11 protein-coding genes are annotated in these 12,890 nt (G+C 54.5%); 8 read left to right on the forward strand and 3 right to left on the reverse strand.

From position 1 onward, the window contains the following. Positions 1-44: 44 nt before the first annotated feature. Positions 45-815 (forward strand): uroporphyrinogen-III C-methyltransferase, encoded by a 771-nt coding sequence (gene cobA / locus FKM97_RS23475; protein ID WP_144294935.1) that lies wholly within the window; start codon positions 45-47, stop codon positions 813-815. Further along, positions 812-2,128 carry a cobyrinic acid a,c-diamide synthase CobB gene (locus FKM97_RS23480; RefSeq protein ID WP_144294900.1) on the forward strand — a complete coding sequence of 439 codons (1,317 nt, stop codon included), beginning with the start codon at positions 812-814 and terminating at the stop codon, positions 2,126-2,128. Before cobA ends, FKM97_RS23480 begins: the two co-directional genes overlap by 4 nt. Here FKM97_RS23480 and hpnA read toward each other — a convergent pair. Next, a complete protein-coding gene (gene hpnA, locus FKM97_RS23485; protein ID WP_144294901.1) occupies positions 2,125-3,120 on the reverse strand; it encodes a hopanoid-associated sugar epimerase in 996 nt (331 codons plus the stop codon). The genes FKM97_RS23480 and hpnA overlap by 4 nt on opposite strands. 73 nt (positions 3,121-3,193) lie before the next feature. Between hpnA and hpnK the strand changes: the two genes are divergently transcribed. From hpnK to FKM97_RS23500, 3 genes are all read left to right on the forward strand, one after another. Next, positions 3,194-4,084, forward strand: a complete 891-nt coding sequence (gene hpnK / locus FKM97_RS23490; RefSeq protein ID WP_144294902.1) for a hopanoid biosynthesis-associated protein HpnK — start codon at positions 3,194-3,196, stop codon at positions 4,082-4,084. Positions 4,085-4,117: 33 nt separating this feature from the next. Further along, complete coding sequence (locus FKM97_RS23495; RefSeq protein ID WP_144294903.1) at positions 4,118-4,981, forward strand: phytanoyl-CoA dioxygenase family protein; 864 nt, start codon at positions 4,118-4,120, stop codon at positions 4,979-4,981. Positions 4,982-5,043: 62 nt separating this feature from the next. Continuing rightward, positions 5,044-7,626 carry an MMPL family transporter gene (locus FKM97_RS23500; protein ID WP_281290139.1) on the forward strand — a complete coding sequence of 861 codons (2,583 nt, stop codon included), beginning with the start codon at positions 5,044-5,046 and terminating at the stop codon, positions 7,624-7,626. 31 nt (positions 7,627-7,657) lie between these two features. Here the strand turns inward: FKM97_RS23500 and FKM97_RS23505 are convergent, their stop codons facing one another. Beyond that, positions 7,658-8,116: an ABC transporter substrate-binding protein gene (locus tag FKM97_RS23505; protein WP_246105243.1), complete on the reverse strand. Its 459-nt coding sequence runs from the start codon at positions 8,114-8,116 to the stop codon at positions 7,658-7,660. Positions 8,117-8,485: 369 nt separating this feature from the next. On the opposite strand from FKM97_RS23505, the gene FKM97_RS23510 reads away from it, so the two are divergent. Together FKM97_RS23510 and FKM97_RS23515 are read left to right on the forward strand one after the other, a co-directional pair. Continuing rightward, positions 8,486-9,661 (forward strand): glycosyltransferase, encoded by a 1,176-nt coding sequence (locus FKM97_RS23510; RefSeq protein ID WP_170241103.1) that lies wholly within the window; start codon positions 8,486-8,488, stop codon positions 9,659-9,661. Positions 9,662-9,668: 7 nt separating this feature from the next. Continuing rightward, positions 9,669-10,670 (forward strand): lysylphosphatidylglycerol synthase domain-containing protein, encoded by a 1,002-nt coding sequence (locus tag FKM97_RS23515; protein WP_144294907.1) that lies wholly within the window; start codon positions 9,669-9,671, stop codon positions 10,668-10,670. Here the strand turns inward: FKM97_RS23515 and FKM97_RS23520 are convergent. Beyond that, positions 10,645-11,787, reverse strand: a complete 1,143-nt coding sequence (locus FKM97_RS23520) for a DegT/DnrJ/EryC1/StrS family aminotransferase (RefSeq protein WP_144294908.1) — start codon at positions 11,785-11,787, stop codon at positions 10,645-10,647. The two genes, FKM97_RS23515 and FKM97_RS23520, sit on opposite strands and share 26 nt — an antisense overlap. Before the next feature lie 344 nt (positions 11,788-12,131). Between FKM97_RS23520 and FKM97_RS23525 the strand changes: the two genes are divergently transcribed. Next, on the forward strand, positions 12,132-12,812 hold the full coding sequence (locus FKM97_RS23525; protein WP_170241104.1) for an MlaA family lipoprotein: 681 nt from the start codon (positions 12,132-12,134) through the stop codon (positions 12,810-12,812). Positions 12,813-12,890: the final 78 nt, after the last annotated feature.

Genomic DNA, 12,890 nt, shown 5'->3' on the forward strand with positions numbered 1-12,890 from the left:
CTTGCGCGGTGAATAACCTTGCTCTGGATCGACTGCTTGGGACGATGCCCTGTTTCCGGCCGGGTTCTGTTTGGCTCGCCGGAGCAGGACCTGGCGATCCTGGGCACCTGACTTTAAACGTTTTATCGGCACTGTCTCAGGCCGACGTTATTGTCTATGACGCTTTGGTCGACGCTCGCGTCTTGGAGATGGCAAACCCATCGGCTGAGCGCGTGTTTGCAGGCAAGCGGGGCGGTAAGCCTTCATTCCCTCAGGAAGATATCAGCGAGGGGCTGATTAGCCTCGCGCGCGCCAATCGTCGTGTTCTACGTCTCAAGGGGGGTGATCCATTTGTTTTCGGTCGTGGTGGCGAAGAAGCATTGGCCCTGATTGAAGCTGGAATTCCATTCAGAGTACTGCCCGGAATAACCTCAGGCTTGGGAGGGCTCGCCGTGGCGTCTATTCCTGCCACGATGCGCGGCATCAATCAGGCGATCATCTTGGCCACCGGTCACAGTGCTGATGATCATACCGAGCTGGATTGGCTGACGTTAGCGAAACTCGCCATTCCGGTGGTGCTCTATATGGCGGTGCGGACGTTACCTCACATAACATCCCAGTTGATGTTAGGAGGTTTGAGCGCCGCGACACCTGTCGCTGTCATCGAAAACGCCACCCTGGCCGACGAGAGGATCCTCGTTTCGAACCTGAAGGACGTCTGTGCCGATGTCGAACGTCAAGACGTTGGTCCACCTGCACTTATAGTCATAGGTGGGATCGTTTCCTTGAGGGCAGCACTCACATCTGCAATTCGTGAATTCGAGCAGGCAGTATGAGTGCGTCTGGTCTTATGATCGCGGCACCCCGCTCAAGTTCTGGGAAAACCACGATAACGATTGCTCTGCTAGCCGCGTTGAAGGCGCGGGGACTTCGCATGAAGTCAGCAAAGACAGGGCCAGACTATATCGATCCTGCATTCCACACGGCTGCAACTGGTCAAACCACATTCAACCTTGACAGCTGGGCGATGCCTCCCCCCTTGCTGGACAACTTGATGTGCGAGACCGCGGAGAACGCTGACCTCTTTCTCGTTGAAGCGGCAATGGGGCTCTTTGACCGGATTGAGGCTCCCCCCGGAAGAAGCGGTGCCCCGGCCGACGTCGCTGCAAGATTTGGATTGCCCGTTATTCTTGTCCTTGATGTGAGCGGCCAAGCTCAGTCGGCTGCCGCCGTTGCCAAGGGGTTTAGTCTTTACAACCCGTCAGTGACCATATGTGGAGTGATCGCGAATCGGGTGGGCAGTGAACGTCATCTGCGGATGGTAAGGAATTCAATCGAGGCGATCGGGATTCCCTTCCTCGGGGCAATTCCACGCATGGCTGATATTGCAATTCCTGAACGGCACCTCGGGCTGGTGCAAATTTTCGAGCATCCGTCTGCAGCAGCGTTTCTTGAAAGGCTAAGGGAACTTGCGGAGCAACACCTCGATTTGGAGAAAATTGTGTCTTCTGCGACCTTGCCTCAGCAACACAGCAAAGCTGAGGGCATTGCCATGTCTCCCCCTGGACAGAGAATAGCCTTGGCAAGAGATGCAGCATTTTCCTTCACCTACGCGCATCTTTTGGAGGGTTGGCGCTCAGCAGGCGCAGAAATAGTATTTTTCTCGCCTTTGGCGGACGAACCCCCGCCGAATCAGTGTGACGCTTGTTGGCTGCCCGGGGGCTATCCCGAACTCCACGCGCAAGCTATTGCTGGGGCTGAAACCTTCAAGTCAGGGCTAAGGGAATTTGCAGAGACTCGGCCGGTACATGGTGAGTGTGGCGGATACATGGTTCTAGGCCAGGTGCTGATCAATTCCGACAATAACTCATACGAGATGGCGGGCTTACTCAGTCACGAAACCACTTTCGCGAAAAAGAAACTCCACCTGGGGTACCGAAGGGCGAAGCTGATCGACCAGTCATGGATGGGGGGAAAGACTTCCGTTATTCGCGGCCACGAATTTCATTATGCCTCCATTTTGAGCGAAGGATGTGATGCCCCTCTTGTGGAGGTGGTTGACGGAGAAGGCCGCCCCCTAGGTAAGGCGGGTCATATGCGGGGGCACGTTTCGGGTACATTCTTTCATGCCATAGCTGTGGACAATTAGAGTCTGCCGCTGCTTTTGAACCATGTCAGGGCATCAGCAATTGCCTCCTCGGCTGGCCGAGCGGAATAGCCGAGCTCCTTGGCAGCTTTATCATGACTAAAGAACATTTTCTTATTGGCCATTCTGACGCCGTCGACGGTAACGAAAGGCTCCCAACCCGGCAGGCGGCGCGCTATGAACTCCGCGGCATAGGCCAGCGGCAAGATTGCCTTTGTGGGCAGCTTCACCAATGGCTGCCGCCCTTTCGTCAGCTCTGCAATAGTGGCGAGAATTTGCTGCAAAGTCATGTTCTCACCGCCAAGAATGTATCGCTGACCAATTTTTCCTTTTTGCCAAGCAAGAACATGTCCTTCTGCGACATCATCCACATGAACCACGTTGAGCCCAGTATCAACATACGCCGGCATCTGTCCCTTAGCAGCTTGAACGACTATTCGGCCCGTGGGAGTAGGCTTGATATCGCGGGGACCAATAGGTGTTGATGGGTTCACGATGACGACCGGCAGTGACTCACTTCGGACGAGATCCCGGATCGCTTCCTCAGCCAGATACTTGGAGCGCTTGTAATGGCCGATCATGTCTTCGAGGGTTACGGGTGTTGTCTCGTCGGAGATTGTCCCATCATTCTTGGCGCCGAGGACAGCGACACTGCTTGTATAGATCAGCCGTGATGCCCCCGCCTCCGCCGCCGCTCGGAGCAGCGCCACCGACCCTCCGACATTCGTAGCGTACATGTCTTCAGGATTCGGCACCCACAATCGGTAGTCCGCCGCCACATGGAAGAGGTCGTCGATACCCCGTAAGGCAGGGGCCCATCCAGTGGGATCCGTCAGGCTCCCGACAAAGACGTCGCCCATGATTCCCTCGATGTTTGATCGGTTCGCACCACTCCTGACAAGCATCCTGACAGTCCATCCCTGCTGCACCAGCTTACGGGCGACCGCAGAACCTACGAATCCGGTCGCTCCCGTGACCAAGGCAATGCGTGTCATTCTCCCTCCAAAACATCCTGCAAATGTCGACGACCACCTTGTACCGGGCGTACGATTGACGTAGCTGACGCCGATGGCATCCCTGATTATCACAGCAGACGACTTTGGCTTCAGCGAAGAGATCAACGAAGCTGTTGAACGCGGCCACCGTGAAGGGGTTCTAAGCGCGGCAAGCCTCATGGTCACGGGTGAAGCCTTGGATGACGCCTTGAGACGGGCCAGACGCCTTCCAGACCTGCGTGTCGGATTGCACTTAGTGCTAGTCCAAGGGAAGCCCGTGTTGCCTCCCACTGAGATACCATCTCTGGTCAATAGGCTGGGCCGTTTTCACGATGATTTGCTGTCAGCGGGGATGCGCTGGTTCTTTCATCCCTCGGCTCGGCAACATCTTGCGAAGGAGATATCTGCCCAGTTTGCTGCATTCTTCGACACTGGCCTGAAGCTTGACCATGTAAACGGCCACAATCACATGCAGGTGCATCCCACAGTCTTCGGTGAACTGGCAAGACAGCTCCGAACGCACAGAGGGGTGGGTTTGCGCGTACCCCGAGAACCGTGGCTGGCAGCGGTTGGTGATTCATCCTCAAATCATCAAATTTCGGGGGCCACGCGATGGTTGGTAATGGCTCCATGGTTGGCGCTGATGCGACGAAAGTTGTTGCGCAATGGCATCACTCACAACGAATGGTTATTGGGCATCGCGGATAGCGGCCATCTCAACGAAAAGGCGCTCTTGTCACTCCTTGACAGTTTGCCGGGCGGAGTGTCAGAGATCCACTGTCATCCTGCAGTTCGGCATACTGCGGAGCTTTCTAAATCGATGCCAGATTACGAAAACGAAGCTGAGTTTGCGGCCTTGATCAGCAAGAATGTTCGCAGTCGTGTAGTCGCACTTAAGCTGTCACCAGGGGGTTATTCTGACCTTCTGACTACTAAGACGGCGTCCGACCGCTCTTCGACCTGATTAATCTTTGGTAACAATATTTTTTGCAGGCCCATGTCGAACATCTCGCTCTCTTCAAATGGGATAGCTCTCCCCAATATCGCGCAGTATGTCGGTCATCTCGCGGAAACAACGGCACATTCTGCATCTGACGGCTTGGCCAAAGAGCACTTCAATCAGAATGGCTACCTTCTAATGAGGGAGGTTGCCGACCGAGATGATGTATTGGATGTGCGCGAGGCTTACCTGCGTTTGTTCGATAGGAGCTTCGTAAAGGACGGTGACTTTCGCCGGGGGGAATATTCCGGACAGCCCCCGGTAGGTCTTCCCAAGCATGGATTTCCTGGTCATCCCGCTCATGCATTTGTGCGGAGCCAGATCTTCTATGACTTCGTGAATTCTGAGTCATTTCAGCAGCTTGCCGAAGACCTTTTGGGAGGCCCTGCCCTTCGCGTTCGTCGGACGCCCTTGAGGCACTTCATCAGAGGTCAGAAAGCAGCATCCCGTGCTCACATCGATCGGACTTACATCGACAGCCGAAAAGATGATTTCGTAACTTTGTGGATTCCTTTGGGAGATTGTCCCATCGAAGCAGGCGGGCTTGTATATCTCGAGGGCTCCCACAGGGACCATTCGTTGACGTCGATTAAGAGCCAGACTGTTCCCACCGACCGGCCCGATGATTCTAGACCGATTACCCACGATTTGAAGTGGATGTCTGATGTGACGGGGAATCGCTGGCTGGTCACAAACTACCGTGCAGGCGACGTAATCGCGCATTCACCCGAGATCGTTCACGCATCTCTTGACTCTGCGTCGGATATGATGCGCATCTCTACTGACATTCGCTTCATCCGTGCCGGAAAATCCTGCGATCCTCGCTGGCAGCAGGATTGGTCAGCCGACGACGGATATTAGAATCCGGGTTTATATTGGCAGGAAATCTCTCCTCTTCGGGGTCGCCATGGCTTGTTCGCGTTGTGCGAATAAGCATGGACCGTCCATGGCTTGTGATTGCCACTTCAATCATCGCCTGCATCTGTCTGGCAATCTACGCTGCCAACACATTGACGGTAAACGTCGATACGAACGATCTCTTCTCTCGTGATGCTCCATTCCTGCAAGCGGAAGATCGTTTCAACGCTCTGTTTCCAGGCGAAGCTGATCAGATCCTCGTGGTCTTGGATGGTCCAACGAAACTGAAAGCCGACCAGGCTGCCGACAAATTGGTCGAACGCCTTTCGCAAGAGAAATCTTTGTTTCCGTCTATTCAGCAACCTGGCGGTGGCGAGTTTTTTCGCCGCAACGGGCTTCTGTATCTTACTCCCCAACAGCTGGAGGCTTTTTCCAATCAGCTGACAAAGGCTCAACCTATCTTAGCGACTCTAAGCGCGAATCCGACATTGGTTGGAATGCTTGACGTTGTTTCCTTGATATTTCAGGGAGCGACGATGGGCGAACCGGGTGTGGCGGACTCTCATGCTTTTTTGACACAGCTTACCGGAGCTATTGACAACGGATTGAACGGCAAACCCGCGAGCTTAGATTGGAGTGCCCTGCTTGGCGGATCAATCGGACCGAAGATCGCCCCCCGTGCCTTCATCCTCATTCATCCCAAACTAGACACCGGGCAGCTCACCCCAGGCAAACCAGCGTCTGACCGAATTAGAGCAACTGCGAATGAATTGGGACTAACAGAAGCTAACGGCTATTCGGTTCGGCTAACCGGCTCGGTCCCTCTGTCTGACGAAGAATTTGCAACTGTTGAGCACGGCTCCACGATTGCCATTCTGCTATCGGTATCCCTGGTCATCATAATCCTCGCCTTCGCCCTCCACTCGTGGAAATTGATATTCTCGGCATTGGTGGTGCTGGGGATGGGTTTCCTTGGAACGATGGGGTGGGCTGCTCTGGCGATCGGTGAATTGAATCTGATCTCCATCGGCTTCACTGTAATGTTCGTGGGGATTGCCATCGATTTCGGCATTCAGTTCTGCATGCGGCTCCGAGAGGAACGTCACCGAATCGATGATTTCCGGCTCTCCCTTGAGTCGACGGGCAACCTTCTGGCCCGGCCACTTCTATTGGCAGCGGTCGCAACCTCGGCAGGCTTTTTCTCGTTTCTGCCGACGTCCTATCGTGGCGTTGCCGAGCTTGGCGTGATCGCTGGCGGGGGCATTCTCATCGCCTTTGTGCTCACGGTCACGCTCCTGCCCGCTCTCCTCGCGATCTTAGTTCCTGGCCCCGAAAAGAAGCATGTCGGATTTACCCGCCTTCGTCCTGTGAATGACTTTCTGGTCCGTCAGCGCCTTGGCATCCTTGGAGCATCTGCGCTTGTATCGTTGCTGGCCTTCGTAGGGCTTTTTCTGCTCCGCTTCGATTTTGACCCGCTACACCTAAAGGATCCCACCTCTGAGAGTATGGCCACACTCATGTCATTGGCGAGTGATCCATGGACCACTCCCTATACGCTGAATGTGCTGACCGACGGGCCAGAAACGGCGAGGGAAATGGCGACTAAGTTGTCCCAGCTGCCAGAGGTGCGGGACACGATGACGATTTTCAGTTTCGTTCCTGAGGAACAGGCTCGAAAGTTGGAAATTTTGGAAAACTTGAGTCTGCTGCTCGGGCCAGTGATGGACACTCCCATCCAACCGACTCAAGTTTCGATAGATGATTTATCGGGGGCGCTCGACGGGAGTCGCGCGGATATTCAGTACTATTTGGAATCGGACCAGGTTAATGAGCCGACTAAAACAGACGCGGCCAATTTATCAGCGGCATTGAACCGACTGGCGGCCGTTTCGGACCCAGCCAAGCTTCAGGCAATTTCGAATGAGATTGTCGGTGGGTTCGGAGAAGCGCGGAGCCTTATGGTGGCAGTTCTCGATCCGCAAACAGTCACTCCGGAGAGCTTACCCGAGAGTCTTCGCCGCAGCTGGATTGCTCCAGATGGCCAATATCGTATTGTTGCCTATCCGAGGGGCGACGCTCAAAATCCGGATGAGTTGCTGAAGTTTGTTGATGCCGTCAGAACGGTGGCTCCCGATGCGACGGGCATGCCAATTACGATTCACGAATCGAGCTCGCTTGTTATCAATGCTTTCATTACAGCCGCGATCCTTGCCTCAATATCGATAGCCATTCTGCTTTGGCTAACGCTAAGGAGGGTGTCTGATGTCGTCCGAACATTGTTGCCCTTGCTTCTGGCGGGATTGTGGACACTTGGCTTGTGTGGGCTGATAGGAATTCAGCTGAATTTTGCCAATATAATTGGTCTTCCCCTACTTTTGGGGATAGGCGTTACATTTCCGATTTATCTGGTTCACTCCTGGCGGCATGGAGAAAACAATCTGCTCTCTGCGCCTGTTGCGCGGGCGGTTATGTTTAGTGCGCTGACGGTTCTTGCCTCTTTTGGCAGCTTGGCGATATCGAGCCACCCAGGAACGTCGCAGCTCGGGATTCTACTGACAATCGCGTTGGGACTTACTCTGGTCGCAAGCTTTATCTTTTTGCCGTCGCTGCTGGGAAAACCTCCCCAGCAGCTGGAGAGCAGAGACTGACGGTGTCAGAACTTGATTGCGGCGGCTCTCATTATTGGGAGAGCTGCCGTGCACCGGCCTCTAATCGAGCGACCAGCCCCTTGGGACCTTGCTGCTGCAGGACAGCTCCGAATTCGGAGCGCCATTGAGCAAGCTGACTGATTGAGCCGCTGAGATAAACATCGATCACCCGTCCATTGAGGACGCGATATCCGAGCTTGACGCCTTGCGGAACGATCTGCGTGTTCACGATCACCGTCTGTCGTCCACCATCAGTCACGCCATCTGTCACAAAGCTTTCGCCACCCCAAGAATCAAATCGGCTCGCATAATTGGCGATCACCCATTTGGCGAAAGCATCTTCGATTGACCGCCGTTCGGACGCACTGAGCGATCCCCACTGTGAACCGACAATGAGCCGGGCCATAGTCTGCAAGCCGAAAGTGCGTCGAACTAAAGGGGCGAGCCGTTGAGCGCGTCCGGCATATCCTAAACTGGCTCCCTGTTTCATCGTCGAGAGGAGGCCCGCGTGAAAGTTTCCGATCAAAGTCTCTGCGGCGCTGCTGGCTTGCGCGGCTGGCCCAGGAACGGTTGTCACCGGAAGCGCTACGGCTAAGCCAAGGACCAGGGGCGTTAAAATAAAGAAGCGTCGGAACAAGTGAGTTCTCCTTGAAGTGAGGTCATGAAGAGAAGGAAGTTTGATTTCATTCTAACCAAATAAGCCCAATTTCGACGAATGGCGGCACATCGTCGGGACATTGTAACGCTCGCATACACCTGCGTGATCCGACATTGGCCTTGGCGACCGGATCATGTATCTCTCAAATGAGGCACTCTTTGGCAACAGAAGGCTAGAGACTACACGGTAAACGAGAATCTGGTGGGCTTGGCGTTGGAAATTATTAAGACAGTTGCATCTGTCCCTATCTTGGGCGGCACGATTTTTTCCCTTCTGTGTGTCCTCGCAACTTGGCGTCTGTTGGCGGCAAGGACACGCATTACCCCTTCATTTTTCCCCCCGGTTTCTATCCTCAAGCCGGTCTATGGTCTGGATCGCGACCTGGAGGACAACCTTCTCAGCTTTTGCCGGCAGGACTATCCAGAATTCCAGTTGGTTCTGTGCGTTCAGCGGCTAAACGATCCCGCTTTGCCGATCTTGAGGCGGGTCGCACATCGTTATCCGGAAATTGTCACCTTGGTGGTGAAGGAGAGCGAGCCCGTCTTTAACGGAAAAATCCAGAACATTTCCAATGGCCTGGAGGCAGCACTCCATGAATTCTTGGTGATCAGCGATGCTGATGTGCGTGTGGCGCCCGATTATCTTCGGACCATCATCTCGCCGCTTCATGATCCGGCTGTCGGCTTCTCGTGCACACTTTACCGTACGGCGGACGCACGCACGACATATGACAAGCTCGAACTGTTGAGCATGAACGCTGACTTTTTACCGAGCCTCCTGTTTACGGCTTGGACCAACGCCGCTGTTTTTTGCTTGGGTGCGACGGTGGCTGTCCGGCGCACAGACGTCGACGCTGTTGGTGGTATCCCCTCCCTGGCGGAGTTCCTCGTGGAGGATCAGGAAATGGGCCGACGTTTGGTCCAGGCCGGAAAGCGAATGAGCCTGTCTCCCACCTTTGTTGATATTATCCCCGATTATCGAACTTTTCGTCAGTGGTGGAGCCACCAGGTGTATTGGGATCAAAATACCAAAGCGGCAAATCCCCTTGGTTTCGCTTTGACAATCCTGACACGCGCCATTCCCTTTGCCCTCATCTTTCTGCTGGCGGATGGTTTTGGGCCACTCGGTTCAATGGTTTTTGCATTTGCTTTGACGGCACGTTTAGGTACAGCAGCGGTCATCTCGCGAATGCTCGGAGATCGCGAGTCACTTCGAGCCCTTTGGCTACTGCCCTTTCGGGATCTTTTAGGCTTGGTTTCGTGGGCAGCAGCCCTCAGCAAGAGAACCTTCCTCTGGCGCGGCAATCGCTTCCGGTTGGACCGTCGCGGCCGGATATTTAGAGTTCGGCCCGGCCAAGTGACAGTTTCAAGGTCGTAAGTACCGCATGTCCAAGCTGTTGACCACAGTGGCTCTAGCGGCAGGCATCGCTCTGCTGGTCTGGATTCTCTCCGAATCTGACTTGGATGCCGCAATTGAAGTGGCCGCCCGTGTGGGTGTTCTGGGTCTCACAGCTATACTGTTCGTTTTTGCAGCTGGCTTCGCTGCTGAGATTGCTGCCTGGGCCTTAACATTTGGAACAAGCCTTAGAGCGCAGTGGCTTTGGCGTCTGTGGCGTGTCAACATGGTAGGCGAGGCTCTTAGCGTAGTCATGCCCTTCGGTGCTTTGGGAGGGGAGCCATTCAAAGCGCTCCTTCTCAACAGGGCATATGGCGTCCCCTACCCCACGTCGTCATCGTCGCTGGTCTTGGTCCAGACCATGTTCGCAATGGCGCAAGTACCTTTTGTTCTCATAGGACTGGGACTTGCACTAGCCTCGGGCGTAATTCCGACAGCCATCGTCAATTCCATGATTATAGCCGCCCTGGGGCTCACCGTACTCATGCTATTCTGCCTGATCGCAATTCACCGCCGGTGGCTGTCTGCGCTTCCACGTTTTCTTGATCGAAGCAGCCGGTTTAGTTCGCTCTCGGCACTGATCGCCTCCCTAGTCGAAATTGAACATCATCTCTTTGATTTCTTTCGCAGAAATCCATCGCGCTTCATTTCAACTTTGACTCTGTTCTTCATTAACTGGCTGTTCGGAGTGGCCGAAATTTGGGTCATTCTTCAGCTGGTTGATGCTCCTGTCAGCTTCTGGGATTGCTGGATCATTGAGGCAGCCATCGTACTGATTAAATCCGCAACTTTCTTCGTGCCCGCGCATCTCGGATCACTGGAGGCCGTAACCATTTACGTCTCCAGCATCTTTACCGGCTCGACCGAGATCGGCCTTGGTCTCGCTATACTTCGTCGTCTGCGAGAATTGATCTGGACCGTCGTCGGATTGGTTATTGGGGCATTTTACAGCTGGCTCTGGCCGACTAGCGGCCAATCAGCTCGCTTCTAGCACATTTGACGGCTTCTAGGACCCTTGTCGCCTGCCACTCATTCATGCTGGCAAAGATGGGCAGGCAGATATGTCTTGCACACAGCATCTCAGCCCCCCCTAGGTCGCCCGTGTCGAGAGACTGGAATACGGGATGTCGATGGAGTGGCGCCTCATAAACCTCACCTGAGCAGATGACACTATGCTCGTCCTTGAGCCACCCCTTATAGATGCTTCGGTCGATATCATCCGCCAACAGCACCGGATACTTGTAGAAATTCGCAACGCAGTCTCTCGGCGGCGACAGTGGCACTAGACCAAAATCTCCGTTCTTAAGCGTTTGATCGTAAATTGCCGCGATCCGCCTTCGGCCCTGGATCATCTCAGTGAGGTGGGAGAGATGACGTAGTCCTATGATGGCGTGCGGCTCAGAAAGTCGCCAGTTGCTTCCCATTCGAACATGCAAATTCTGGTGAAAGCTTGCCTTTCCCTGATCGCGATAAAGCCTCGCTTCTGCTGCCAAATCGTCATTGTCTGTGATGATCATTCCGCCTTCGGCAGCCGTCATGACCTTGGTTGGGTAGAAACTGAAGGATCCTGCCACTCCAAAGCTGCCAGCAGATTTGCCGCCTAATGTCGCTGCATGCGCGTGGGCTGCATCCTCGACTACCCACAGGCCACGTCGTTCGGCAGTCGCCAAGATCTCAGGCATCTGATCAGTAATAATCCCGGCGATGTGGACGATCATGACGCCCACAGTCGAGGGTGTAATCCTTCGTTCGATCTCGGACGCCGCGGTAGACATGGTGGTGGGATCGCTGTCCATCAGAACAGGCCTTCCACCCGCTGCGACCACCGCCGCCGCTGTTGCGAAGAAGGTGTCGGCGGGGACCAGCACATCCTTCCCTTCCACATTTAGTGATCTGAGAATGATTTCGAGTGAACTCGTGCCGCTGTTCACGGCGACCGCATGCTTCACCTGATGGAGCCGCGCAAACTCAATCTCAAACTCTTCGGTATATGGTCCTAACGTGAGCCTTCCTGACGTCAGCACCTCGGCGATTCGCTCGGTAATCCAAGCTCGGTCCTCGGCGGAGAACTCGATGCGGGTTGGCGGCACTGGTTCGTTTGGGAGCATGGGACTTGTAACCTACTGTGTTAAAGGGCTCATGTGCTATTTATGACACTGGGCGCTGTACACCCAATTAACACGGGATTCGCGCCGTTTCACTGGATTACAGTGATTGATAACATTGCAGGCACTCGAGCGAGGAGAGATGCACTGATCTTGGAATATGTCCTAACTTCGGTTACGTTTGCGTCGCGGTCATACGGGGTTGATCCTACATGAATTCTGGTAACAGTTGCCTATCGGCGCACGCAATCTGTCTGCGGCGTGTCTTGCTGTTAAGCAGCGTCCTTTTTTTGGGACTCGCTGGCGCGGGCTGCTCGACGACGAGTCCTATTGTGACGAGCGGAGACGTGACTCAAGCACCTGATCCTTTTGAGAAGGTGAATCGTGCTTCTTTGAGTGTCAATTTGGCCATCGACAAAGTTGTCATGCGTCCGATCAACACTGTGTACCGCACTCTTGTTCCTGAGCCTGGACGCCAAGCGTTCAGCAACGTCTACGAGAATTCTCGCAGCCCGGTCATCCTGTTGAACGATCTGTTGCAGGGCGAGCCGAAGCGCGCGGGTCAGACCTTGGCAAGGTTCTTGATAAACTCTACCGTTGGCGTCGGTGGGCTGCTTGATGTCGCAGCCGCTAACGGCATACCCAGGCACTACGAGGACTTCGGTCAGACTTTAGGTGTCTGGGGCGTCAAAAATGGCCCTTACGTCGTTGTACCCCTGTTGGGTCCGACCACGTTTCGGGATGGAGTTGGAATGGCGGTGGACGTGCTGACGGATCCGCTGTTTTGGCTTTTTGGAGGCTTCGGAACCAATACGGATGAGGGCTGGGCTTATATGGGCGGTTCGATGCTCATAGCCTATGACAGCAATCGTGATGATTTCGAAGAGCTGCAGCGGAGTTCTATCGACCTTTATTCAGCTCTGCGAAGCGCCTATCTCCAGCATCGGCAATCCGAGCTCCTGAACGGCGGTGCAGCTGATCCCAACTCTCTGCCTGATATTCTGGATGACTTGCCACCCATCGAATGAGGCTCCAGATCACCTCCAGGATACATCGGAGGTAGGAGGATCACACAGTAAAATGATCCTCCTTCTCGACCACGAGAT

It is taken from the genome of Rhodoligotrophos appendicifer, from assembly GCF_007474605.1.
Taxonomy (GTDB): Bacteria; Pseudomonadota; Alphaproteobacteria; order Rhizobiales; family Im1; genus Rhodoligotrophos; species Rhodoligotrophos appendicifer.